Below are 21,884 nucleotides of genomic sequence, written 5' to 3' on the forward strand. Positions count from 1 at the left end.
GCCCAAGCATGCCAGTTGGCTCAACATGGTCGAGATCGAAATCGGCGTGTTGCGCGGCCAATGTCTTAACCGCCGCATCGAAAGCCACGATCGCCTCATCGCCGAAGTCGCCGCTTGGGAACACCGACGCAATCAAAGTGGAGCCCGCATCAAATGGATGTTCTCAACCGAGCAAGCCCGCGCCAAACTTGCCAAAGCATACCCAAACCCAATCGCCAAAGAGTCATAATCTCTGTGCAGAGGTACTAGGTGTGCAGCGTCTCAACCTGCATGGCACCGGGCTCGGGGAGGGCGGTCTGCCCATCCAGCCGATCGAAGTCATAACGGGTGCGATGTGGCTGAAAGCACGTGACACGCTGTTTCGGATCGTGGAAATGGCCGAGGAGGAAGGCGTGATCTTCACGCTCGAAAACCTCAACCTTCCCGTCGACCATCCAGGCGTGCCTTTCGGCCGCGCCGAAGATACATTGGCGCTGGTCTCCGGCGTGGATCATCCGCGCCTGCGCCTCAACCTCGATCTCTACCATGCCCAGATCGGTGAGGGGAATCTGATCGAACTCTGCCGCAAATCGCTTCCATGGATCGGCGAAATCCAGGTCGCCGATGTGCCCGGCCGCTGTGAGCCCGGAACAGGCGAGGTGAACTGGCATGGCATCGCCAAAGCACTGAAGGCTATGGGTTATTCCGGACCGGTCGGCATGGAAGCCTTTGCCTCTGGCAATCCCGAGGCCGCACTCGAAGCCTTCAGCAACGCTTTTTCGGTGTAAGCCCATGGTTAGCAAGAACACTCGCCCCACTGTCGCCGACATCCGCGTTATGAAAGCGCGAGGTGAGAAGCTCTCCATGCTCTATGTCACGACGTTGGAGGAAGCTGCCGCGGCCGATGCCGCCGGCATCCACATGCTCTCCATCGAAGGCCGCTTCTTCAGCCCGGAGATGCGCGAGGCGGCCGGGCGATGCTTCGTTCAGGTCGGTCTTCCCTATGGTGGCTGGGGAAGCTTTCAGGGCCGCCCTCTGGCGACAGCCGAAGACTATTTGCGTGCCGCCTTCCACTTTGCCGCCATGGGAGGCGACTGCTTCTATTGTGCTGCCGCCTACGACATCCAGAAAACCCTTTGCGACAACCACATTCCGATTGTCGCGCATGTCGGCCTCATCCCTTCCTACATCACCTGGACCGGCTTCCGCGCCGTCGGCAAAACCGCGGATGAAGCCATCCGGCTCTGGAAGCAGGTCAAGCAACTCGAAGCCATTGGTTGCTTCGGTGCGGAGCTCGAAGTCGTGCCCGACCGCGTCGGCGAAATGATTTCGAAGAACACGTCTATGATCATGCTCGGCATGGGCGCTGGCCCAGGCGCAGATGCCCAATATCTGTTTGCCGAGGACGTGCTCGGCTACACGGCAGGTCACAAGCCACGCCACGCCAAGACCTACCGCAATTTTGCCAAGGAACTCGAACGGCTTCAGCAGGAGCGGGTCGCCGCGTTCAAGGAATTCATCGCCGATGTGAACACGGGAGCCTATCCGGCACTACAGCATGCGGTGCCGATTACCGATGCCGAATTCGAAACGTTCACAGCACGCATCAAGGCGTAAGGGCAATCGCTCAATCATCCATAGCAGGGGCCGAAATTCTTCGGCCGTCAGAAAGGAACGAATATGCTTAAAGTTGGTCTTCTCGGCGCCGGCCGCATCGGCAACGTGCACGCCAAGGCGATCTCTTCCCATTCCGGCAGCCAGTTGGTGGCTGTGTCGGACGTCAATATGGAAGCGGCGCAGAAACTCGCTGGTCAATATGGTGCGCAGCCGGCAACGACCGATCAGGTGATCAATGATGCTTCGATTGATGCCGTGCTCATCGCCACCTCGACCGACACCCATTCCGATCTGATCGAGGCAGCAACGAAAGCCGGCAAGGCCGTGCTGTGCGAAAAGCCTGTGGATCTGAGCCTCGAACGGGCACGCGCATGCCAGAAGGCTGCGGCGGCCACCGGCCGTCCCGTCATGATCGGTTTCAACCGCCGCTTCGACCCGAACTTCGCAGCGCTGAAAGCGGCTGTGGACCGTGGCGAGATAGGCAAGAGCGAACTCTTGTCGGTAACCTCGTTCGATCCGGCGCCGCCGCCGGTTTCCTATGTCAAGGTCTCGGGTGGTCTCTTCCGCGACATGATGATCCACGATTTCGACATGGCCCTCTGGATCATGGGCGGCCTGCCGGAAAAGGTGATGGCGGTCGGCAGCTCGATCGTTGACCCGGAAATTGGCGCTGCAGGCGATGTCGATACGGCCGTCGTCACGCTCCATTTCGCCGATGGACGTATCGCAGTGATCAAGAACAGCCGCCGCGCCGTCTATGGCTACGACCAGCGCGTGGAACTGCTCGGCTCGGAAGGATTGCTGTCAGCAGGCAACGTTCTGGAAAACACTGTTTCGAAAAGCACGAAGGCCGGCGTGGTTGGCGCCAAGCCGGAATTCTTCTTCCTCGAACGCTATATGCGCGCCTATTCGGCGGAGTGGGCGGCTTTTGTCGACGCGGTCAACGCTGGATCTGCTTTGCCGGTCACGCTCGACGATGGTGTCAGCGCGCTCGCGGTTGCCGAGGCCGCAACGCGGTCGGCAAAGTCCGGCGAGGCGGTCAAGCTGGCCAGCATCCTCTAAGCCGGCCAAGCGAGACGCGCTATGTCAATGTCGGATGATAGCGCAATGGGAGAAATGGCTTTCCGCGATCTCCGGGAGCGCATCCTCAGGCGTGAACTGACATTCCCGCCGCAGGTAAGAAAACTTGCGGCGGCCTGCCTTGCCCGTCCGGAATTGCTAGCCTTTGAGCCTGCCGTGAAAGTTGCAGCACATGCGAACGTTCCTGCAGCAACTGTGGCGAGATTCGTGAAGTTGCTTGGAAAATCAAGCTTGGCTGACGTGCGCACGATATTCCGTGACGAACTGAGAAGACGTGCCCGCGTCGATTGATTTTGGGTCGCGTATCCTGCCGACACTGGCCTTCTGACAGCCGCGCAACCGACATCGCTCAAGCGGATCTGACTGCCTTGTGGACGCGAGCATTTTCCGGCCAATTCCGCTGTCGCGAGTTTCTGCGCACAGCAAGGATGTGTGAGGAGCATTCGCGCCCCAGCCAGCCCAAGGGGCGACCCGTTTGAGCCGACAGAATAGCTCCAAACAGGTGCGATATGCTCACATCTAATTCCTGAGTTCTACCCCTTGGGGCGCTGCCCTCACGCCGCCCGCTTGCCAAGCGCCATATGCTCCGCCCCGAACAGCCCCGCATAGAAGTCGAGATTCGCGCCGCCGCGACCGAAGGCTTCCATGATCGTCTTCATGAAGCTGACCGGCGCCGTGCCCGGCGCGGTTATGATATTGCCGGCCCTGAGCGCAGTCGGGGTGTCGCGATAGAAATCCTTGCCGCGATAGCTGGGAACGCCGGCGAGATAGTCGGCGGAATTGCTGGTGTGCTGGACGCGATCGAGCAGGCCGGCGGCGGCCAGCGCGCGCGTGCCGCCGCAGATCGCGCCGATCAGGCGCTGGTCCCAGTTGGCGGCGCGCAGGAGTTCGCTGATATCGGGCGCCTCCTCGGTCTCCCAGATCGCCCCGCCGATGACCAGCACGGCGCGGAAGCGGCCGAGATCGATATCGTTGAATGCCATGTCGGGGACAGCCTTCAGGCCGCCCATCGATTCCACCCAGCCGCCATCGGGAGACGCGGTCAGCACATCGATTTCGCAATAGCCGCGCGCGGCCGCGGCAACCATGCCGAATTCCCAGTCGGCATAGTTCGGTGTCAGCAGAGCAAGCAATCTGGTCATGGCGTATCCCCGGCAATTTGGAATGTTCCGAGGATAGCGCAGCACGCTGCCAGAAATTGGCAGGATCAGAAGGTTATTCTCGCCGTGTGGCCGACATCCGGTTCATGGCCGCCGGTGATCGCCTTGGCGATCTCCCAGCCGAGGATCAGCTTCGAGCCAGTGCTGGCCCAAATCTGCGCACTGCGCGGTTTGAAGCATAGCATGGTCAGTTCCGCGTCGTCCTTCCCGCCCGGATACCAAGCTTCGACGAGCGAGGACCAATAGCGCTCGATATGATCGCGAGAATAAGTGGCGGTGAGATTGCCGTCGAGGCACGCCTGGTAGTCGTCTTTGACCATGCACATATGCACCATGCCACCATTGGCGGCCGCCCTGGCGATATCCGACGTGATGCGCGTATAGAACCAGATGGCCCTTTCCTCGCGTGCGCTCTGCGGTGCCATGGGCTGCATGTGTTGGGCATGGTCGGGGCTGCCGAGCATGACGACATGTGCGTTGTCAAATTCGTCCCAGAGTTGTGAAATCGGATCGGTCTTGGCGCGTTCGATGCTGCTCATGATGGATCTCCCTTTCGACTGCTGTGGGAAAAACCCGAAGCCTGCTCAATGGTTCCGATATCGCCCCGCCTCAGGAACTGCCATTCGTCAAATGCAACCTGTGCGAAGATTGCGTACCACATAGCTGTGCAGGGGTGATTTCTGATACTGGCGGCCACGTCAAAAAACTGACACATTGTGCCAATGGGATTCGAAGACGTGCAGATGGGTGAAAACGTATCAGCCTTGGTGCTAAGGAATGCGGAGTTTGTCGCCTGCGTCTACCGCGGTTTGGTTGAAGACTATGCTCGCAACGCGGTGAAGAGCCTGGCGCTGAAAGTGTTCAAAGGCGCGCGCAAGAAATTCTCGAAACTCATCATCAAGGTCCAGGAGCGCGAGGTCAGCGCTTGGGATTACTATTGCTACGGTCTCTACAAGGGCAATACGGCTTTCCGCGATAAGTTCGTTTCGGATTTCATCCGCGTGTCGCTGATAAAGCGCGTTGAATCGCTGCCGGAAGAGAACCGTCGGCTGATCGAAATATCGGCGTGCCGCATGGAAGAGATCGATGAGCGCACAGTGCTTGACCGCGAAGCCGTTCTCACGCTGGTCCAGGCGGAGATCAAGTTGCTCGCGCTGGAGCACGGGCGGATGCTGCATCAAACCGCAACCGGTGAGATATCTGCGGCGATTTCGATGAAAACATCTCTGATGCCGTCCTGACGGCCTAGAGCATGTCGCACCTATTTGGAGCCATTCTACCGGGACGGATTTGCGTCAGGGCCAAGGCGATGGCCGAGCGGCGGTACACAGATGTACCGTCGAGGTCATCGCCGCAGGAACTGGCGGAAAGACGCCCAGCCCGGAGGGTTGGTTGAAGCGGGCCGCCTGTTGGGCCGGCCGGCTTGGCCGTACGTCTTTGTACGACGCGCGCCTGCCGGCCCAACAGACGACCCGCTTCAGCCAACAGAATGGCTCCAAATAGGTGCGACATGCTCTGGGTGTTCCCTAGGGCATAGACAACCTTCTCGAAAAATTTGACATTCCTCAATGCCGGCTTGCGCGAAGGTTGCTAGGAGTACGTGCATGCAAGGATGGATTCTCACAATGGAATCATCCGGCTAACACTGCAACACTATCAGGAGGATTCGCTATGGGATTCTTGGCTCTGAGATGCGAGGGCGGCATGTCGGGAATATTCCTGAAGGATGGCGCAAAGGTTGTCGGCAATGGCGGGGAAGCCGCCGACGATCTCGCGCGGATTGCGGTCCGCAACGCGGCCGAAAAGGTTTTTCGCGCTGCCGAGAAGAAGTTTTCGCAGATGACATTTCTGGTGCTCGGCCGCGAGATCAGCGCCTGGGATTCATTTTGTCACAGCACGTTCCGCAATGGCGGCCCCGTACGCAACCGGATCATTTCCGATTTCCTCCGGCTGGCGATGATCCGCAGGATCGACGGCATGTCGGATGAACTGCGCTGGGTCATCGAACTGACGGCCTGCGATGGCGTCGACGACGACGAGGACGAGACGCTCAACCGGGCCATCGTCCTGGCCATCATCCAGGCGGAACTGACGATGATGATGCAGGATTACGGCAAGACGCTGCAGCAGCGCTACGAAGATGAGGCTCAGAGCGTCCAGCCGATGAGAAAGGGCGCGTCGCCGCTGTAATCGGCGCCGCGACCGATCGCCTTGACCGCGGCGACGAGCCGGCCTTCGCGGCCGAGCATCCGGTCACCAATCTCCACCAGTCGTGCATTCGGTGTTGCCTGCGGCGAGGCATCACGCAATTTCCAAACGAGTTCGACATCCTCGAGATGCGACGCCACGGCCAGGGCCGCGATCAATGCCGCCGCCGGCGAACGCGACACCCCCATCCAGCAATGTACCAGTAAAGGCGAAGCCTGGTCCCAGCCGCGCGCGAAGGCGATGATGGCCTCGACATGGCTTTCCTCCGGTGCGACAAGCCCGTCCCGACCGGCAAAGGCGATATCGTTGACGGCTACCGTCAGATGACGCGCCGGATCGATGACGCCGGGGCGGTGGAAATCATGACGCTCGGCGATCAGGCTGATCATTTCGCGCGCACCGTGGCGGACGGCCATTTCGGCGATGGTTTTGAGCGGGGAGACTAGGATGGTGGGCATTAGGGATTTGGTCCCGCAAATGATGCGCTCACTTGTTGCCCCTCCACGCCTCGATCTCATGAAACCGCGCGGCAAATTTCTTCTGCGCCTCGGTGGCCGGCATCGGCGCAATCTCCAGCATCTCCACCGTCACCGCGCGCGGTTGGCCGAAGAATTTGCGTGCCTCTGCGGCGGTAAAGCCCGCCAATTCCGTCGCCTCGAAATAGGCTGCGATCTGGTCGGCCTTCTTGATCACACTCTTCAGCGCCGCCGACGGATGCGGCGGCAGGCCGAAGCGGACATGGATTGCCGCCTCAAGCCGTTTCTCCACCGATTTATAGCCGCCGCCGACCACGGCCTTGAATGGCGAGATCATGTCGCCGATCACGTATTCGGGCGCGTCGTGCAGCAGAGTCATCTGGCATTCCGCCGCTGTCGCATCCAGCTTCTGCAGGCGAAAGATCTGCTCGACGATCAGGCAGTGCTGAGCGACGGAGAAGGCATGGTCGCCATATGTCTGGCCATTCCAGCGGGCGACGCGGGCGAGCCCGTGGGCGATGTCGGACAATTCGATGTCGAGCGGCGAGGGGTCCAGGAGGTCGAGCCGTCGGCCGGACAGCATGCGCTGCCAGGCGCGGGCGGAAACAGGCGTCGTATTGCTCATGAAGCGGCTTCGTCGGCTTGGGTGGGGAAGGTGAGCCCGGTCCAGTCGGGAAGTGTCAAGGCCACGGCCTGTTCGCCTATGCTGATCGGCTCGCCGCCGGCCAGTGCAGCTCCTGCTTTGTCGATCCTCACCACGGCGAGACCCTTGTCTCCCTCGGCTGCGATCAGCGTGCCGATCTCGCGGCTGCCGGCGAGCACGGATGTGCCGACATCGCCAAGGCCGTAATCGGCGGCGACACTGACGATCCGCCGCCGGGCGGTCGAGCGGTGCTGCATACGCGAGACGACTTCCTGGCCGATATAGCAGCCCTTTTTGAAGCCGACGCCGCTGTTCTTGTCCATCAGCAGATCGTGGGGGAAATAGTCCGTCAGCCCCCCGTCCTCGCCGCCGCCGGAAATGCCGTGCGTGAAGCGCAGCGTCCGGTAGAGCGAGACGGCATCGCTGCCGCCAAAACCCGGGACGCGGCCGAGCGTCACGCCGGCGCGGGCGAAACGCAGGTCCCTGAACCCGGCATCTGGCAGATCCTGGTCCCAGACGACGGTCACTGCACCATCCGCATGCTTTTCCAATGTGACTTTCGCTCTGAGCCTATAGAGCATCAGCCGCTTGATCAGCGCGTCGGCTTCGGCGGCTCCGGTCTCCAGCAGGAAGCCGCCTTCGATGCGTCCGACCAGGAATTCGAACAGAATCTTGCCCTGCGGCGTCAGCAGCGCGCCGGGCCAGGCTTCGCCGCTCGGCAGGCCGGTCAGGTCGGTGGTGATGATGTTCTGCAAGAAATCGCCGGCATCGTCGCCGGTGACGGAAATCAGGCTTCGATTGTCGAGGGTAACGGCAGGCATGGCATAGAATCCCGATGTTTGACCATCAGGTAATCGTCGCGTGCGAAGAGAGCAAGAGCCTCGATCAGTCGCCGGCGACGAAGAACTTCCACTTGCCGTCGGGCGAGATGCCGATGCGGTAGAAATTATAGCTGCCGAACTGCTTCATATCCTCGACATCCGCGGCCGTGACGATGCGGTAGAGTTCGACGATTTCCGGCGGCGTCAGAGAATTGAGCGGCTTTTCGGCGAAATAGGGCCAGACATAGGTTTCGTTCGGCGTGCCCTTGTCGACAATCGCTGCACCGGTCGAAATGACGTCGAGCAGGATGCCGAGCACCTCGCGGCCTTCCTTGTCGCCCGAAAGGCTCTTCAGCGCCGCAATCGGGTCTTCGGGCGTGTCGCCGACCGCGACCTGCGTGGCATCGGGGCCGGTACCGAGCAGCGGCCTGAGGCGCTCGATGTCGCCGGAAGCTGCGGCCTCGACAATGGCAAAACGCAGCTTCTGCACCGGTGCAGGCAGCTTGTCCATGTCGCGAATGATTTCGACCGGGATCTGCGGCTCGTCGGCCTTGTCCTGGTTGTCGTCTTTCTTGGTGTCCTTGCCCGGCTTCTTGATCAGCGGGTCCGGCATCGGCATGCCCGAATTGCCGCTGTCGAGGTCTTCCTGGTCGTCGCCGTCGTCGGGGGCCTTCTTCTGGCTGTCGGTCGCGTCCTTGTTGACGGGGGGCACTCCGGGGCGATCGAGATCGGTCAAAGCATAGGCCTGCCGTACGCCGGCCAGCGAGATCGCCAGCATAAACGCACAAAACACGGCCATAGCCGGATACCGGAATGACGTCAGGAACCCCTTGCCGGGCATTTCAAAGAATCCTTACTGAATGGTCCTGTTCGGCGAAAACTCGCCGGAAACGATGCGTTCGCGCAGCGATTCAAGCAGCGCTTCCGCGCCTTGCTCGCCGTGCAGGCGAATCGTCTCCTGCATCGCAAAGCAGATCGCGGCTTCTGCGATGATCTCGGGCTCGATGCCGTCAGCGCGACTTTCGGCCCAGGCTTCGGTCTGGCTTTCCCAGGCCGCCTGCATCTTCTCATGGACGATCATCTCGTCGATTTCTTTGAGATTGGCTTCCATCGCATCTTTCCTTCGCGGGCAGGCATTCATTACCGGTCCGTTAATACTCATAGCAAGGTTTTCTCAAAACGACACGGGATGCAATGAAAAGAGGTAAATAAACCCCTAATTTCCAAAGCGCGCGGTAATTTCTGTGGCGAGTGTTGCACCTTCGGCACGGTACTTCTCCTCGGCGGCGACCGCCTGCGGCGTACATTTCGTATAGGTCGCGGCAAAGGCGCGGTAGCCGCGATTGAAGCCGGCCGTCAGTTTTGCCGCCCGCTGCGGCTCGTTCTTGGTCTCGGTGGCGAGGAATTCCGCCATCATCTGCCGCCATTCGTCCTCACGGCCATTGCAGAGATTGCGCAAATAGTGAACGGAACCAAGGATTTCCGCCATGCGCAACAGCCGGTCGTCATAAGGCGCAGGTTTTTCCTCGACCTGCGGCGTGTCCGCGGGCGGCTCGTCCTTCTTCTCCGGCTTCTTGGCCGCATGCGCTGCGGTTCCGCAGATAAGCGCTGCCACAAGTGTGACCGAAATGAGGATGGACCAGCGTTCTGTCATGGCTGTCGGTCTATCATCCCCGGCCCGAAGCGCCAAGCAATTCCAGTTCGACCCGGTCGGAGCATTCGATGACGCTGGGCGGCGCGTTGAGCCTACGGATTTCGGTGGGCGTGTACCAGCCGGCATCGGCCGCATCGTCGCGCGCCTCGGCGATTTCCTCCGCACCCGCCTCCACCAGAAAGACGCTGAGGAAGAAATGCCGGCCGGGATTTTCGGAGACGAGATCATAGGTGGCGAAGAGCCGTGGGCTGTGGGCGGCAATGCCGGTCTCCTCCTCGAATTCCCGGAGCGCAGTCATGTCAGGTGTCTCGCCAGGCTCCGCGCGGCCGCCAGGAAAGGCGAACATGTCATAAGACGGAGGGTTCTTGCGGCGGATGAGCAACAAGCGGCCATCGCGGACAAGGATGGCGGAGGAGGCGGCTTCGACGTTCATGCGTGCACCCTGAATCAATGTCTCAACATTGACGGACAGGCCATGGAATGCCAAATCATTTCCATGTGTGGACGTTTTGCATTAACAGCGGCGATGAAGGACGTGGCGGATAGGCTCGGCATCGAGAGCCTTGAAGAGTTTGCCGCGCGCTATAATATTGCTCCGACCCAGCCGATCATGGTGGTGGTCGAAGGAGAGAAAGGGCCGCGCGGCTCCAACCGGCCAAGCCGGCAGGCTGTGCTGGTGCGCTGGGGCCTATGGCCTTCCTGGGTCAAGGACCCCGCCAATTTCACCCTGCTGATCAATGCCCGTTCCGAGACGGCGATCGAGAAAGCCTCCTTCAAGGCGGCGATGCGACATCGGCGCGTGCTGATCCCGGCCTCCGGTTTCTACGAATGGCATCGGCCGCCCAAGGAAAGCGGCGAGAGACCGCAGGCCTATTGGGTGCGGCCGAAGCGGGGCGGCATCGTCGCCTTTGCCGGGTTGATGGAAACCTGGTCGTCGGCCGACGGTTCGGAGGTCGACACCGGCGCAATCCTGACGGCCGCGGCCAATCCGTCCTTTGCCCCAATTCATGACCGCATGCCGATCGTGATCGCGCCCGAGGACTTTGAACGCTGGCTCGACTGCAAAACGCAGGAGCCGCGTGACGTGATCGACCTGATGCGCACGCCCGAGGAAGACACGTTCGAGGCGATACCCGTCTCGAATCTCGTCAACAAGGTCGCCAATGTCGGCCCGGAAATCCAGGCGCGCGTCGATATCGTCCGGCAGGCGAAACTGCCGCCGAAGAAAACCCCGCCACCGGACAGTGGCCAGATGAGCCTGTTCTGAGCGCTTCTCGACCTACAGGTTGCCGGCGACATGAAGGGATCGATAAGCCTGCCGGTCAAGCCGCGTCGCGATAGGCCCGTGCACCCGTGGCTGCCGTTTCCAATTCGAACTGCGTCACCAGTTCGCGCAGCCGCTCCGCCTCGCTTGCGAGCGTGACACTGGCGGCGGTGGTTTCCTCCACCATCGCCGCGTTCTGCTGTGTCACCTGGTCGAGCTGGTGCATGGCAGAGTTGACCTCCGAAAGATTGGTCGTCTGCTCGCGCGCCGAGGCGGCCAGCGCTTCCATGAACCTGTTGATGTCGACGATGTAGCGGCCGATGTCGTTGAGCGCAGCGCCAGTCTGGTTAACCAGTTCGACACCGCTGGTGACCTTGGCGGACGAGCGGCCGATCAGCTCTTTGATCTCCTTGGCGGCCTGCGCCGAGCGCTGCGCCAGTTCGCGCACTTCCTGGGCGACGACGGCAAAGCCCTTGCCGGCTTCGCCGGCGCGGGCAGCCTCGACGCCAGCATTGAGCGCCAGCAGGTTGGTCTGGAAGGCGATCTGGTCGATGACGCTGATGATATTGTTGATCTGCTTGGAGGATTCCTCGATCTGCCCCATGGCGTCGACCGTTTGCGCCACCACCTTGCCGGAGGTCACGGCACTGCGGTTGGCGCTGTCGGCGACGCCGCGGGCCTCTTCGGCGATCTTCGAGGATTCGACGACTTTGGCGGTCACGGCGCTCAATGCCGCAGCAGTCTCTTCGAGCGTTGCTGCCTGGCGTTCGGTGCGGCCGGAAAGCTCGTTGGAGCCATGGCTGATCTCGCGGGTGCCGGAGCTGATGATCGACACGCTTTCCGAGACGGAGAGCAGGGTATCGGCGAGCTGTTCCACCGAGGCGTTGAAATCATGCCTCAGCGGTTCGAATTCCGGCGCGAACTGGTCCGTCAGGTTGAAGGCCAAATCGCCACCCGCAAGCCGCTTCAGCCCGGCGGCAAGCCCCGACGTTGCGATCGTCAGCCGCTGGGCAGCACTTCTCTCCGCCTGTTCCTGATCCGCCAGCCGATTGGCCTCCGCCTGGCTCCGGTTCCCCTCGGCCTCGGCTTCCAACTTGGCCCGGGCGATGGCATTCTGCCTGAAGACCTCGACCGAGCCGGCCATCAGGCCGATCTCGTCGCTGCGGCCGGCATAGGGGATCGACTTGTCCGTCTCGCCCGCGGCAAGCGTCTGCATGGACTGCGTGATGCGCTGGATTGGGCGGGAGACATGCCGGGCGATGGCGATGAGGATGCCGAGGCCGACGACGGCGGCAATCACCGCCAGCGCCAGTTCCGTCTCGATCTTCGAGGCGAGCGCGCTGCCGGCGGTCGCCACGCTCTCCGTCGCGACCTTGTCGACGATCTCGTTGACGTCGTGGATATCGGCCAGGATCGCCTGCTGAGACCGGGCAAGTTTTTCAGTCGTCGGGACCTCGGTGGACTGCTCAAGGCCGAGGCTGACCTTCACGTCCTTTTCCCAGGCATCGTGCGCTTGCCGCAGCGATTGCACGCTCTTCGTCAAGGAATCGGCGAGATCGACATGACTGAGCTTGTCGAGCGATTGCATCAGCGCGTCGTTGCTCTTGTCGAACGCGGCTTTCACCTCGGCGGCGGAGACGAAGTTCGTCATCGAAAGCACGCGGTCGACGACCCCGGTCGCATCCTTGAACTGCCGCTCGATATGCGCCGACAGCATTTTGGCGCTAACGGCTTGCTGAACGACCGTTTCCACCCGGTCCTGGCCGACGATCGCTTGATAGCCGACGAGCAATGCGCTGCCGAAGCCGACGACGACGGTGGCGACCATGGGCACGAGAATTTGCATGCGTATGGAGAGTTTCATCTCGCGCTCCTCAGTTCGGCAGCGTCGGCAGGGGAATATCCTGCTTCTCGGCGGTCAGGGACCCCAGGAAGGCGATCAGGTCCTTCCGTTCGTCCTCGCTCAGGAAAAACGGCGTCATCGCCGGATCGAGCGACGGACGGGCAACGCCGCCGCTCTCGTAATGGTCGATCACCTCGCCCATGCTCTTCAGGCTGCCGTCATGCATATAGGGGCCGCGATAAAGCGTGTTGCGCAAGCCCGGCGTCTTGAAGGCATATTTGTTGGCAGGACTGCTCGCATCGATCTTGTAGCGTCCGATGTCATCGCCGGGCAGGCCGATATCGTGGAACTTGTTGTCGGAAAAATTCCAGCCCGTATGGCAGGAGGAACAGCCCGCCTTGCCGGTAAACAGTTCGAAACCATGCTTGGCGCTGTCGGAGACGGCAGATTGATCCCCATCCACCCAGCGGTCGAAGGGCGACCAGTTGGAGACCACCGTCCGCTCATAGGTGGCGATCGCAGTCAGCAATGTGTCCTTGGTGATGCCTTTGTCAGGGAAAACCTCGTCGAACCATTTCTTGTAGTCCGGGATTTTCCGCAACTCGACAACGGCGTCGTCGACATTGCCGTTCATTTCTTTTGCCGCACCGATTGGCCCTGCCGCCTGCGCCTCTAGGCTCGGTGCGCGGCCATCCCAGAAGAAGGGATTGACCCAGGCGACATTGAGAACGGTCGGCGCCTGGCGCGCCAGCGCCACATTGGCCGCGCCGATCGGTGTTGTCACCGGCGTCTCGAAGCCAAAGGACGGATTATGACAGGTTGCGCAGGTCATGTTCTTGTTGCCGGACAGCCGCGGATCGAAGAACAGCATCTTGCCGAGCGTCGCCAACTGCGGCGAATAGGTCGTCACGCCCTGGAAAGGGATGGTCAGCGGGCGTTTATAGGCGGAAAGATCGGCAGCGGCGCTGGGCTGGGCAGCCAGCAGCGCGCAGACGGAAGCTGAAATCAGGAAACGCGTCATTCTGGCAAGTCSGAGCTGGTTTTAGGTTGGTGTGGGAAATCTAGGCTGCTGCACTCATAGTTAGAATTAACATGACTGCGTTAACTGCATGTAAACGGTGAATTTATTGAGCCACAAACATTGGAGCGCATACCAAAAGTAGCAAGCATATCAGCGTTAAAGCCAAGATTTAGCTAGGCAAGACCGGAGGAAGATACGAATTTCTTGTGTGTTGTTTGATAGTATATTTGTGTATATCCTATATGTATACTTGAGGACGCGAGGTCGTGCGCAATATTATGCCGGTAGAATATGATATTCCCATATTGCTAACTTAGTAGATCGAGAGATTAGACCCAAGGCATGGCTCCAGCCACAGATATTCGAACCGCGTGGACGTCTGCGCAAAGCGAGACCCTGGGAAGAGCGGACGCGGTCGAGCGTCGAAACGCTGGAAATCGAATGTTGGATTGGATCCATGAAACACGCCGACCCCAACTCACTCGTCATCACCCTTCCCGCCGACCAGATGGAGCGGCAGAGGCATGCGAGCAGATTGTTCTGGTCGTTGACGGCCCAATCACCAGTGAATCCGAACCCTTCCTCAGCCATAGCGTCGCTTTGAACCCGGCAATCGTTCGCGGCGCCGTGCTGAAGGATTGGAAGCCGCCGATCAGGATGTCATTGCCGCCCTTGCCATCCAGCTTGTCATTGCCGGGAGCGTTCGCACCGCCATCGTGGTCGCCGGCATATTGGCTCGCCCCTTCATACCCGCGGCCGGAATGGGTCTGCCATGCCGGCCGCTATTCAAGAATCAATGCCACCTCACAGGAAATCGGCACTATCGAAATCGGCCCTGTGGATGCCCTGAAGCACCATTTCAGTGCCATCGCCAGAAATCACCAGATCCCCACCGACTTGATGCGTGTGATGCTGGAGCAGATCCTTGACGCTGGTGATGTCCGTGCCCGCCACAAACAGGAGCTTGTCGTGGCCATCCTCAAAGTCGGTGATGACCTCCCGGTCGCTATGCGGCTTGAAATAGAAGAAGTCGTCGTCGGCGCCGCCGGTCAGCCGATCGTTACCGTGGCCGCCCCAAAGGACATCCTGCCCGGCCATGCCGGACAGAACATTGTCGCCTGCATTGCCCTCAAGATAGTTGTGCAGGCCGTTGCCGGTGGCATGCAGGTTCTTGGATCCGAGAAGGAAAACGTTTTCGATTTCCTGGCCACCATAGAGTCCCGACGACAGCGAGACGGAGATGGTCGACTTGATGCTGTCACTGCCGCCGCCGCCGACATCTTCGATGATCCTGGTCTTGCTGTCGATGATGAATGTATCGCTGCCGGCCTCGCCGTGAATCGCATGGTCGATCTTGCCACCGCGATTATCAAACACGTCATTGCCGTCGCCCAGCGCAATCTTGCCCTTCATCGTGCCCCGGTTGATCACGGTTTCATCGCCGTCGGTGCTATGCAAAGCCCAGGTGGTCGCGTCGATGATGCCCTTGTTGACGATATGGGCCGTCTCGCCGGCGAGGCTGGAAATATCCATGGTCGCCCCCGAATGGACCAGGTCGCTGCCCTTATCCAGAACGATGCTGAGCTTGTCGGCGTCAATTGCAGTGATCTGCGTCTGGATTGCTCCATGATTGATAAGATATTCGTTGTCGCCGTACATTTCGAGTTTCGTGCCACTGATGCCACCGAAATTGACGATTCTGCTGCCGTCTCCCGTGATAGCAGCGGCGGTGGCCTGGCCGTGGATCGTACCGCGATTGACCAGATTGAAGCTCTCGCCATAGCCGTCAACGCCATAGTAGCCATCGACGCCACCAGATTTCCCGATTGTCACCGATGTGTTGGTGCCTTCGGAGAAGATACCAGCGTATCCGAGCTCGCTGGCGGTGATGTGGCCGTTCACGGCGATGATGTTGTCGTGCCAGACTTGGTTCTCGTCGATGCCGCGGGTCTGGCTTTCGAGCGTGGAGCCTGATTTCAGGATCCACTTTTCGTCGGAATTGTTGATGTCGAACTCGGTCGTCTGTGTGGGTATTTCTTTGATGATCATTGGACTTCTCCTTGTTGGTGGAGAGGTTTTCTGCCCCGTCTGTTTCGGGATGATTTCACAAGCTGACCAAGTTGTTTCAATTGTTTCAGCACAAAACGGCGCTGGAGATGCGCCACAGACGCTAACGATGTAGTGTATTGTCCATTGTCGCCTGTAGCAGATGGCGCACGATTGCAGTAATCTATGGGCTCGACTATTCCGATCCAATTGGAACAGCCGTCATCGATTCCACCAGCCATTATGCGATTTTGAATAAGAACGATACTATTCTGCTGGATGACGTTGCACAGAAAAGTATTGAAGCTGACGATTTTCACTTTTAGCTGAACCCATCATTTCATGCCACGGTGAGCAGCGTTTGGGGCACGTTGCAAACGTTATGAAATCGACGGAAGGTCTATGACGAAAGCATAAGGGATCAGCGGGGGAAATTGTCATGATCGGGACGCTTATCGTCCGTGCCCACCTGGCCGTTGTCGCCGGCGACACGGTGCTTGGCGTCCAAATCTTGGTCCGAACGCCAGAATTCTAGTGGAACGCAGGTATGTGATCATCTACGAACCTTCCGAATACGGCCTCTCCGTCGCTGCCGTCGCCCATCAAAGGAGAAGGCCGGAAGATTGGTTGAAACACGAGAATAGCTAGCCTTCATGCCCATCCTCCATGCCGCACTCTCCGGCTTCCTGCTCGGAGCCTCCCTCATTATCGCCATCGGCGCCCAGAACGCCTTCATCCTCCGGCAGGGGCTGCTGCGGCAGCACATGTTCATCCTCTGCCTGATCTGCGCGCTGGCAGATGCGGTGCTGATCGCGCTCGGTGTCGGCGGGCTCGGCACGCTGGTGGCGCAGGCGCCGGTGCTGATCAAGGCGGTGACGATTTTCGGTGCTTTGTTCCTGGCGGCCTATTCGGTGATTGCCTTCCGGCGGGCGCTGCATACTGAAGTGATGAAGGCAGCCGAGGGCGATGCGGCGAACCTTGGCGCGGCGGTGGCGGCGTGCCTGGCCTTCACCTTTCTCAACCCGCATGTCTATCTGGATACAGTGGTGCTGCTGGGCAGCCTGTCGGCGCAATTTTCGGGCTATGCGCGACTTGGATACGGCATTGGTGCGGCGCTCGCATCCTTCATCTGGTTCTTCGGGCTGGGCTATGGCGCCCGGCTGCTGCAACCAATCTTCGCCAGACCCGCCGCTTGGCGGGTACTCGATGTCATTATCGGCATCGTGATGGCGACCCTCGCCATAAGCCTCGTTTTCAGTCTCTTCCGTTAAGCCTCAGGCTGCGGCCTTGTCGGACTTCTTCTCCGGTTGCTTGTCGCCTTTCTTCTCCTCGGCGCGCGGACGCATCAGCATCGCGGCGGCAAGCAGATGGCGGGGACCGACCGGGCCGTAGTTGCTCAGAAGTTCGTTAAGAGATTGTTTACTATTTTCAGTCTTTTGCATGATAAGCCTCATGTGTTTTCTGATGTTTGCTGATCCTTCTATGCCCTGTCGATTTGGACAAAAGCATGGCGGTTGAGCGAACAGAAATGGACATAGCGCATCATAGCGGCCTTACTATGGTAAGCTGTTACTAAAGTAACACATTTTGCCTTTCTCCCCCGCCAACAACGCCCTTGACCGAAGTCGTTGAACGCGCGATAAGGACGCCATGAAAACGCGCCTCTGCATTTGCCGGATTATTATTCGCTAGCCTGAACGCTGGCCCGGCCGTTTTCGTCTCCTGACACCCCAAGAGCTCAAAACGCCCCAGCCAGCCGGCTATGGTGCATATGCTCGAACGGGAGACAGGAATGGCCGAGCAGCCGACATTGAAGCTCTACAACACGCTGACGCGGGAAAAGGCGCCCTTCCAGCCGATCGATCCGGCCAATGTGCGCATGTATGTCTGCGGCCCGACGGTCTATGATTTCGCCCATATCGGCAATGCCCGCCCGGCCATCGTCTTCGACGTGCTCTTCCGGCTGCTCCGGCATGTCTATGGCGAGAGCAACGTCAAATATGTGCGCAACATCACCGACGTCGATGACAAGATCAATGCCCGGGCGCTACGCGACTTTCCCGGCATGGACCTCAATGCCGCGATCCGCCAGGTGACGGAAAAGACCAAGAACCAGTACGAGAAGGATGTGACGGCGCTGGGCTGCCTGCAGCCAACCCGGGAACCACGCGCCACCGAGCACATCGCCGGCATGGTGAAAATCATTCAGCAGCTTCTCGACCGCGGCCATGCCTATATCGCCACCGGCGCCGAGGGCAGGGAGGTGCTGTTTTCGACCGGCTCCATGCCGGACTATGGCCAGCTGTCGAAGCGCAAGCTCGAGGACCAGCAGGCCGGCGCCCGCGTCGCCGTCGAGGCACACAAGAAGAACCCGGCCGATTTCGTCCTCTGGAAGGAATCCGCCGCCGATCAGCCCGGCTGGAACGGTGAGTTTGCGGCTGCCGGCGAAAAGGCGACGATTTTCGGCCGCCCCGGCTGGCATATCGAATGCTCGGCCATGTCGGAAGCCTTCCTGGGCGAGGTTTTCGACATTCATGGTGGCGGCCTCGATCTGATCTTCCCGCATCATGAAAACGAGATCGCCCAGTCGCGCTGCGCCCATGGCACGGCGGTCATGGCCAATGTCTGGATGCACAATGGCTTTGTGCAGGTGGAAGGCCGCAAGATGTCGAAGTCGGAAGGCAATTTCGTCACGATCCACGAATTGCTGGAGATGGAGAAGTTCGGCGATCGGAAATGGCCGGGCGAGGTGCTCAGGCTGGCCATGCTGATGACGCACTATCGCGAGCCGATCGATTTCAGCGTCAAGCGGCTGGAGGAGGCCGAACGCCTCCTGGCCAAATGGCCTGTCGATGGCGATGCGAGCGCTGCGCCGCATGAAAGCGTCCTGGCCGCCCTTGCCGACGACTTGAACACGGTTGCTGCCGTTCAAGCCTTGCATGCACTCACGGACGCTCCGGAATTTGCCGCGAGCGCGGCACTGCTGGGCATTGCGCTGAAAAAGCCGGAGATTTCAACGGCCTTGGCGGAGAGCGTTGAATCGATCATTCAACTCCGTCTGGAGATGTTGAAGGCCAAGAACTTCGCTGAAGCCGACAAGATCCGCAACGACCTTCTCGCCAAGGGCATCCAGCTCAAGGACGGCAAGGATGCGGCGACCGGCGAACGTGTGACGACCTGGGAGGTGAAGCGGTGAGCGATCAACCAATGTCCGGCGGCTGCCAATGCGGCGCGGTCCGTTTCCGCGCCGGCAAGCTCGGCCGTCCTTCGATCTGTCATTGCCGCATGTGCCAGAAGGCGTTTGGCAGCTTCTTCGGCCCGCTGGTGACGGCCGACCACGCGCATCTCGAGTGGACACGCGGCGCGCCGACCCTGTTTCGCTCTTCCGCAAAAGTCCGGCGCGGCTTCTGCAACAAATGCGGCACGCCGCTGACCTATCATCTGAAGGAAGGCATCGAGATCGCCATCGGCGCCTTCGACCATCCTGAATTGCTGGAGCCGCAGATTCAGGTCAATCACAAGAAGCGGCTTCCCTGGATCGACCATCTGTTCCAGCAGCCAGTTCTCGACAATCCCGAGGTCGAGGCCATGCATGCCGCGATCGAAAGTTGGCAGCATCCCGATCACGATACGGACCACTGGCCCGAGGAGGACAAATGACGGACGAGGATTATAGCGGTGGCTGCCAGTGCGGCGCAGTGCGTTTCAATGTCGGTGGCAAGCTCGGCGAGGCGTCGATCTGCCATTGTCGTATGTGCCAGAAGGCGTTCGGCAATTATTATGCGCCTCTGGTCGGCACCGGCAGAGCAGTACTGACCTGGACCCGCGGAAAGCCAAAATATTTCCAATCCTCGAACCATGTGAAGCGCGGTTTCTGTGAGAACTGCGGCACGCCGCTTTGCTTCGAAGCGCCCGACGGCGTTGGCCTGGCGATCGGCGCCTTCGACGAGCCGGGCCGGGTAAAGCCCGTCGTGCAATTCGGCGTCGAAGCCAAGATTGGCTATGTCGACCATCTGCATGAATTGCCCGAGGAGGAGACGCAAGCCGATCTCGCCAACGCGCCCTATCTCGCCGACATCGTCAACTATCAGCACCCCGATCGCGACACGACTGATTGGAGAGCACGCACAGCCGACAATGTCGATCATTGGCGGCCGCGCGAGGAGGGCGTATGACCGGCACGTTCAGCGGCGGATGCCAATGCGGAGCGGTGCGCTATCGGGCGATGGCGCGGCCGGCAAGCCCGCATCTGTGCTTCTGCCGCATGTGCCAGAAGGCCGTAGGCAATTATTTTGCCGCACTTGGCGGCGTTTCCAATGAAGATCTGGTGCTGACGCGCGGCGAACCATCCTGGTTCAATTCGTCCGATCTCGTCCGCCGCGGCTTCTGCAGCCAGTGTGGCACGCCGCTCTTCTATCAGGAGGTGGGCGGCAGCCATATCGCCTTGCTGCTCGGCACGCTTGATCATCCCACTGCCGTGCCGCCGGAATGGCAATCCGACATCTATGCCAAGCCGTGCTGGTTTGCCGGCCTCGATAGGCTCCCCGAAAGCGCCGGCGATGAGACGCCAGCGGATGAGACGGAGCGTTACGCGGCCATAGCCAACACCAATCGCCAGCATCCCGACCATGACACCGAGACATGGCCGCAAAGGAACAGCCGATGACATTGCGCACGCTCTATCCCGAGATCGAGGCCTATGAGACCGGCTATCTCGATGCTGGCGACGGCCACCGGGTTTACTACGAGCGCTCTGGCACCAGGGGCGCCAAGCCGGCCGTGTTCCTGCATGGCGGACCTGGCGGCGGCATTTCCGCCCATCACCGCCGGCTGTTCGACCCAAGACTTTACGACGTGATGCTGTTCGACCAGCGCGGCTGCGGCAGGTCCACCCCGCATGCCTCGATCGACAACAACACGACCTGGCATCTGGTGGCCGACATCGAGCGGCTGCGCCAAAAAACCGGCGTCGACAAGTGGCTGGTCTTCGGCGGCTCCTGGGGCTCGACTTTGGCGCTCGCCTATGCGGAAAAATATCCGGAACGGGTGACCGAGCTTGTCGTCCGCGGCATTTATATGTGCACGCGACCCGAGCTCGAATGGTTCTACCAATTCGGCGTCTCGGAAATGTTTCCCGACAAGTGGGAGCGTTTCGTTGCGCCGATCCCGGAAGACGAACGCCACGATATGATGGCCGCTTACAATCGCCTGCTGATGGGCAGTGACCGCACCAAGCAGATCGAAGCGGCCAAGGCCTGGAGCATTTTCGAGGGCGAGGTGATTACCTTGCTGCCGGAGCCGTCGACGGCCGATACCTTCCTGGATGCGGACTATGCCCTGGCTTTCGCCCGTTTGGAGAACCATTATTTCGTCAATGCCTGCTGGCTGGAAGAAGGGCAATTGCTGCGCGATGCGCATCGGCTCGCCGACATTCCCGGCACGATCATCCACGGCCGCTACGACATGCCGTGCCCGGCAAAATACGCCTGGGCGCTGCACAAGGCCTGGCCGCAAGCCGATTTTCACCTGATCGAGGGGGCGGGACACGCCTATTCCGAGCCCGGCATTCTCGACCAGTTGATCCGGGCGACCGACAAATATGCCGGAAAACAGGGCTGATCTCTTTCGGTGCATGATGGGAGCGATGACATGATAGACCATACCGGATTGAGTGTTTCGAATTTCGACACCGCCAAGGCATTCTATGACGCAGCGCTGGCACCGCTCGGCGCTTCGATGCTGATGAAGGCGCCGATGGAATATACCAATGGCGTGCATGTCGCCGGCTATGGCCGCGAGCGTCCGACCTTCTGGCTGCATGAAGGCGAAAAGCAGGTGCCGTCGGTGCATATGGCTTTCTCCGCCAATTCGCGCGCGGAAGTGGACGCCTTCTATATGGCGGCGATGGCGGCCGGCGGCATCGACAACGGCGGCCCCGGCCTGCGCCCGCACTACCATGCGAATTATTATGGCGCCTTCGTGCGCGATCCCGATGGCAACAATATCGAAGCCGTCTGCCATCGGCCGGAGTAACGGGTTTTCCGGATTCTGACGGTCCGGACGTTTATTGAT

26 protein-coding genes and 3 pseudogenes are annotated in these 21,884 nt (G+C 60.2%); 15 read left to right on the forward strand and 14 right to left on the reverse strand.

The annotated features are described in order from the left end of the window. The 5 genes and pseudogenes from AC1D06_RS25840 to AC1D06_RS25860 form a co-directional block, all read left to right on the forward strand. Positions 1-229, forward strand: a pseudogene (locus AC1D06_RS25840) (IS630 family transposase); the annotation flags it as partial. Between the two features lie 16 nt (positions 230-245). Then, positions 246-767, forward strand: a pseudogene (locus tag AC1D06_RS25845) (TIM barrel protein); the annotation flags it as partial. Positions 768-771: 4 nt separating this feature from the next. Next, a complete protein-coding gene (locus tag AC1D06_RS25850; RefSeq protein WP_477988664.1) occupies positions 772-1,596 on the forward strand; it encodes a 3-methyl-2-oxobutanoate hydroxymethyltransferase in 825 nt (274 codons plus the stop codon). 63 nt (positions 1,597-1,659) lie between these two features. Continuing rightward, complete coding sequence (iolG, locus tag AC1D06_RS25855) at positions 1,660-2,658, forward strand: inositol 2-dehydrogenase (RefSeq protein WP_477988666.1); 999 nt, start codon at positions 1,660-1,662, stop codon at positions 2,656-2,658. A gap of 21 nt (positions 2,659-2,679) precedes the next feature. After that, a complete protein-coding gene (locus AC1D06_RS25860) occupies positions 2,680-2,967 on the forward strand; it encodes a transcriptional regulator (protein ID WP_477876411.1) in 288 nt (95 codons plus the stop codon). Between the two features lie 263 nt (positions 2,968-3,230). Here the strand turns inward: AC1D06_RS25860 and AC1D06_RS25865 are convergent, their stop codons facing one another. Together AC1D06_RS25865 and AC1D06_RS25870 are read right to left on the reverse strand one after the other, a co-directional pair. Further along, positions 3,231-3,818 carry a DJ-1/PfpI family protein gene (locus AC1D06_RS25865; RefSeq protein ID WP_477988667.1) on the reverse strand — a complete coding sequence of 196 codons (588 nt, stop codon included), beginning with the start codon at positions 3,816-3,818 and terminating at the stop codon, positions 3,231-3,233. A gap of 65 nt (positions 3,819-3,883) precedes the next feature. Further along, positions 3,884-4,375, reverse strand: a complete 492-nt coding sequence (locus AC1D06_RS25870; RefSeq protein WP_477988668.1) for a pyridoxamine 5'-phosphate oxidase family protein — start codon at positions 4,373-4,375, stop codon at positions 3,884-3,886. Positions 4,376-4,579: 204 nt separating this feature from the next. On the opposite strand from AC1D06_RS25870, the gene AC1D06_RS25875 reads away from it, so the two are divergent. Both AC1D06_RS25875 and AC1D06_RS25880 read left to right on the forward strand, forming a co-directional pair. After that, positions 4,580-5,077, forward strand: a complete 498-nt coding sequence (locus tag AC1D06_RS25875) for a hypothetical protein (RefSeq protein ID WP_477988669.1) — start codon at positions 4,580-4,582, stop codon at positions 5,075-5,077. Between the two features lie 463 nt (positions 5,078-5,540). Further along, positions 5,541-6,026 (forward strand): hypothetical protein, encoded by a 486-nt coding sequence (locus AC1D06_RS25880; RefSeq protein WP_477876415.1) that lies wholly within the window; start codon positions 5,541-5,543, stop codon positions 6,024-6,026. Here the strand turns inward: AC1D06_RS25880 and AC1D06_RS25885 are convergent. The 7 genes from AC1D06_RS25885 to AC1D06_RS25915 form a co-directional block, all read right to left on the reverse strand. Beyond that, the gene (locus tag AC1D06_RS25885; RefSeq protein WP_477876416.1) at positions 5,984-6,502 is read right to left on the reverse strand and encodes a tyrosine phosphatase family protein; all 519 of its coding nucleotides are present in this window, start codon (positions 6,500-6,502) and stop codon (positions 5,984-5,986) included. The genes AC1D06_RS25880 and AC1D06_RS25885 overlap by 43 nt on opposite strands. Positions 6,503-6,530: 28 nt before the next feature. Further along, on the reverse strand, positions 6,531-7,145 hold the full coding sequence (locus AC1D06_RS25890; protein ID WP_477876417.1) for a YfbR-like 5'-deoxynucleotidase: 615 nt from the start codon (positions 7,143-7,145) through the stop codon (positions 6,531-6,533). After that, a complete protein-coding gene (gene ygfZ / locus AC1D06_RS25895) occupies positions 7,142-7,984 on the reverse strand; it encodes a CAF17-like 4Fe-4S cluster assembly/insertion protein YgfZ (RefSeq protein WP_477988670.1) in 843 nt (280 codons plus the stop codon). The genes AC1D06_RS25890 and ygfZ overlap by 4 nt, the downstream gene beginning before the upstream one ends. Before the next feature lie 64 nt (positions 7,985-8,048). Further along, on the reverse strand, positions 8,049-8,825 hold the full coding sequence (locus AC1D06_RS25900) for a hypothetical protein (RefSeq protein WP_477876419.1): 777 nt from the start codon (positions 8,823-8,825) through the stop codon (positions 8,049-8,051). Positions 8,826-8,837: 12 nt separating this feature from the next. Beyond that, entirely contained in the window at positions 8,838-9,095 is a 258-nt protein-coding gene (locus AC1D06_RS25905) for a hypothetical protein (protein WP_477876420.1), read from the reverse strand. 105 nt (positions 9,096-9,200) lie between these two features. Continuing rightward, positions 9,201-9,638 carry a TIGR02301 family protein gene (locus tag AC1D06_RS25910; RefSeq protein WP_477876421.1) on the reverse strand — a complete coding sequence of 146 codons (438 nt, stop codon included), beginning with the start codon at positions 9,636-9,638 and terminating at the stop codon, positions 9,201-9,203. Between the two features lie 13 nt (positions 9,639-9,651). Then, on the reverse strand, positions 9,652-10,071 hold the full coding sequence (locus tag AC1D06_RS25915; protein WP_477988671.1) for an NUDIX domain-containing protein: 420 nt from the start codon (positions 10,069-10,071) through the stop codon (positions 9,652-9,654). A 63-nt stretch (positions 10,072-10,134) separates the two neighbouring features. Between AC1D06_RS25915 and AC1D06_RS25920 the strand changes: the two genes are divergently transcribed. Then, on the forward strand, positions 10,135-10,905 hold the full coding sequence (locus AC1D06_RS25920; protein ID WP_477876572.1) for an SOS response-associated peptidase: 771 nt from the start codon (positions 10,135-10,137) through the stop codon (positions 10,903-10,905). Positions 10,906-10,960: 55 nt separating this feature from the next. Here AC1D06_RS25920 and AC1D06_RS25925 read toward each other — a convergent pair whose 3' ends face one another. From AC1D06_RS25925 to AC1D06_RS25940, 4 genes and pseudogenes are all read right to left on the reverse strand, one after another. Then, positions 10,961-12,766, reverse strand: a complete 1,806-nt coding sequence (locus tag AC1D06_RS25925; RefSeq protein ID WP_477988672.1) for a methyl-accepting chemotaxis protein — start codon at positions 12,764-12,766, stop codon at positions 10,961-10,963. Positions 12,767-12,776: 10 nt separating this feature from the next. Next, positions 12,777-13,766, reverse strand: coding sequence for a cytochrome-c peroxidase (locus AC1D06_RS25930; RefSeq protein WP_477876424.1), 990 nt, complete (start codon positions 13,764-13,766; stop codon positions 12,777-12,779). 519 nt (positions 13,767-14,285) lie between these two features. Next, positions 14,286-14,419: pseudogene (locus AC1D06_RS25935) on the reverse strand (IS6 family transposase); the annotation flags it as partial. A gap of 151 nt (positions 14,420-14,570) precedes the next feature. After that, positions 14,571-15,815: a calcium-binding protein gene (locus tag AC1D06_RS25940; RefSeq protein ID WP_477988673.1), complete on the reverse strand. Its 1,245-nt coding sequence runs from the start codon at positions 15,813-15,815 to the stop codon at positions 14,571-14,573. A gap of 656 nt (positions 15,816-16,471) precedes the next feature. On the opposite strand from AC1D06_RS25940, the gene AC1D06_RS25945 reads away from it, so the two are divergent. After that, on the forward strand, positions 16,472-17,083 hold the full coding sequence (locus AC1D06_RS25945; protein WP_477876573.1) for a LysE/ArgO family amino acid transporter: 612 nt from the start codon (positions 16,472-16,474) through the stop codon (positions 17,081-17,083). A gap of 3 nt (positions 17,084-17,086) precedes the next feature. Here the strand turns inward: AC1D06_RS25945 and AC1D06_RS25950 are convergent, their stop codons facing one another. Continuing rightward, positions 17,087-17,254 (reverse strand): hypothetical protein, encoded by a 168-nt coding sequence (locus tag AC1D06_RS25950; RefSeq protein ID WP_477876426.1) that lies wholly within the window; start codon positions 17,252-17,254, stop codon positions 17,087-17,089. A gap of 350 nt (positions 17,255-17,604) precedes the next feature. Here AC1D06_RS25950 and cysS point away from each other — a divergent pair, with 350 nt between their 5' ends. From cysS to AC1D06_RS25980, 6 genes are read left to right on the forward strand one after another with little or no spacing between them, the layout of a single operon-like run. Further along, the gene (gene cysS, locus AC1D06_RS25955) at positions 17,605-19,008 is read left to right on the forward strand and encodes a cysteine--tRNA ligase (RefSeq protein ID WP_477988674.1); all 1,404 of its coding nucleotides are present in this window, start codon (positions 17,605-17,607) and stop codon (positions 19,006-19,008) included. Continuing rightward, positions 19,005-19,472 (forward strand): GFA family protein, encoded by a 468-nt coding sequence (locus tag AC1D06_RS25960; RefSeq protein ID WP_477876428.1) that lies wholly within the window; start codon positions 19,005-19,007, stop codon positions 19,470-19,472. Before cysS ends, AC1D06_RS25960 begins: the two co-directional genes overlap by 4 nt. Further along, on the forward strand, positions 19,469-19,987 hold the full coding sequence (locus AC1D06_RS25965) for a GFA family protein (RefSeq protein WP_477876429.1): 519 nt from the start codon (positions 19,469-19,471) through the stop codon (positions 19,985-19,987). Before AC1D06_RS25960 ends, AC1D06_RS25965 begins: the two co-directional genes overlap by 4 nt. Then, positions 19,984-20,478, forward strand: coding sequence for a GFA family protein (locus AC1D06_RS25970; protein ID WP_477876430.1), 495 nt, complete (start codon positions 19,984-19,986; stop codon positions 20,476-20,478). Before AC1D06_RS25965 ends, AC1D06_RS25970 begins: the two co-directional genes overlap by 4 nt. Beyond that, on the forward strand, positions 20,475-21,431 hold the full coding sequence (gene pip, locus AC1D06_RS25975) for a prolyl aminopeptidase (protein WP_477876431.1): 957 nt from the start codon (positions 20,475-20,477) through the stop codon (positions 21,429-21,431). The genes AC1D06_RS25970 and pip overlap by 4 nt, the downstream gene beginning before the upstream one ends. A 30-nt stretch (positions 21,432-21,461) precedes the next feature. Then, a complete protein-coding gene (locus AC1D06_RS25980; protein ID WP_477988677.1) occupies positions 21,462-21,845 on the forward strand; it encodes a VOC family protein in 384 nt (127 codons plus the stop codon). Positions 21,846-21,884: the final 39 nt, after the last annotated feature.

The sequence above is a fragment of the Rhizobium sp. P2_G2 genome (assembly GCF_056403555.1).

What these genes read in the sequence shown, in the direction of transcription:
- AC1D06_RS25850 (WP_477988664.1), top strand. Translation starts at nt 772, where the DNA reads ATGGTTAGCAAGAACACTCGCCCCACTGTCGCCGACATCCGCGTTATG.
- iolG (WP_477988666.1), top strand. Translation starts at nt 1,660, where the DNA reads ATGCTTAAAGTTGGTCTTCTCGGCGCCGGCCGCATCGGCAACGTGCAC.
- AC1D06_RS25860 (WP_477876411.1), top strand. Translation starts at nt 2,680, where the DNA reads ATGTCAATGTCGGATGATAGCGCAATGGGAGAAATGGCTTTCCGCGAT.
- AC1D06_RS25865 (WP_477988667.1), bottom strand. Translation starts at nt 3,818, where the DNA reads ATGACCAGATTGCTTGCTCTGCTGACACCGAACTATGCCGACTGGGAA.
- AC1D06_RS25870 (WP_477988668.1), bottom strand. Translation starts at nt 4,375, where the DNA reads ATGAGCAGCATCGAACGCGCCAAGACCGATCCGATTTCACAACTCTGG.
- AC1D06_RS25875 (WP_477988669.1), top strand. Translation starts at nt 4,580, where the DNA reads ATGGGTGAAAACGTATCAGCCTTGGTGCTAAGGAATGCGGAGTTTGTC.
- AC1D06_RS25880 (WP_477876415.1), top strand. Translation starts at nt 5,541, where the DNA reads ATGTCGGGAATATTCCTGAAGGATGGCGCAAAGGTTGTCGGCAATGGC.
- AC1D06_RS25885 (WP_477876416.1), bottom strand. Translation starts at nt 6,502, where the DNA reads ATGCCCACCATCCTAGTCTCCCCGCTCAAAACCATCGCCGAAATGGCC.
- AC1D06_RS25890 (WP_477876417.1), bottom strand. Translation starts at nt 7,145, where the DNA reads ATGAGCAATACGACGCCTGTTTCCGCCCGCGCCTGGCAGCGCATGCTG.
- ygfZ (WP_477988670.1), bottom strand. Translation starts at nt 7,984, where the DNA reads ATGCCTGCCGTTACCCTCGACAATCGAAGCCTGATTTCCGTCACCGGC.
- AC1D06_RS25900 (WP_477876419.1), bottom strand. Translation starts at nt 8,825, where the DNA reads ATGCCCGGCAAGGGGTTCCTGACGTCATTCCGGTATCCGGCTATGGCC.
- AC1D06_RS25905 (WP_477876420.1), bottom strand. Translation starts at nt 9,095, where the DNA reads ATGGAAGCCAATCTCAAAGAAATCGACGAGATGATCGTCCATGAGAAG.
- AC1D06_RS25910 (WP_477876421.1), bottom strand. Translation starts at nt 9,638, where the DNA reads ATGACAGAACGCTGGTCCATCCTCATTTCGGTCACACTTGTGGCAGCG.
- AC1D06_RS25915 (WP_477988671.1), bottom strand. Translation starts at nt 10,071, where the DNA reads ATGAACGTCGAAGCCGCCTCCTCCGCCATCCTTGTCCGCGATGGCCGC.
- AC1D06_RS25920 (WP_477876572.1), top strand. Translation starts at nt 10,135, where the DNA reads ATGTGTGGACGTTTTGCATTAACAGCGGCGATGAAGGACGTGGCGGAT.
- AC1D06_RS25925 (WP_477988672.1), bottom strand. Translation starts at nt 12,766, where the DNA reads ATGAAACTCTCCATACGCATGCAAATTCTCGTGCCCATGGTCGCCACC.
- AC1D06_RS25930 (WP_477876424.1), bottom strand. Translation starts at nt 13,766, where the DNA reads ATGACGCGTTTCCTGATTTCAGCTTCCGTCTGCGCGCTGCTGGCTGCC.
- AC1D06_RS25940 (WP_477988673.1), bottom strand. Translation starts at nt 15,815, where the DNA reads ATGATCATCAAAGAAATACCCACACAGACGACCGAGTTCGACATCAAC.
- AC1D06_RS25950 (WP_477876426.1), bottom strand. Translation starts at nt 17,254, where the DNA reads ATGCAAAAGACTGAAAATAGTAAACAATCTCTTAACGAACTTCTGAGC.
- cysS (WP_477988674.1), top strand. Translation starts at nt 17,605, where the DNA reads ATGGCCGAGCAGCCGACATTGAAGCTCTACAACACGCTGACGCGGGAA.
- AC1D06_RS25965 (WP_477876429.1), top strand. Translation starts at nt 19,469, where the DNA reads ATGACGGACGAGGATTATAGCGGTGGCTGCCAGTGCGGCGCAGTGCGT.
- AC1D06_RS25970 (WP_477876430.1), top strand. Translation starts at nt 19,984, where the DNA reads ATGACCGGCACGTTCAGCGGCGGATGCCAATGCGGAGCGGTGCGCTAT.
- pip (WP_477876431.1), top strand. Translation starts at nt 20,475, where the DNA reads ATGACATTGCGCACGCTCTATCCCGAGATCGAGGCCTATGAGACCGGC.
- AC1D06_RS25980 (WP_477988677.1), top strand. Translation starts at nt 21,462, where the DNA reads ATGATAGACCATACCGGATTGAGTGTTTCGAATTTCGACACCGCCAAG.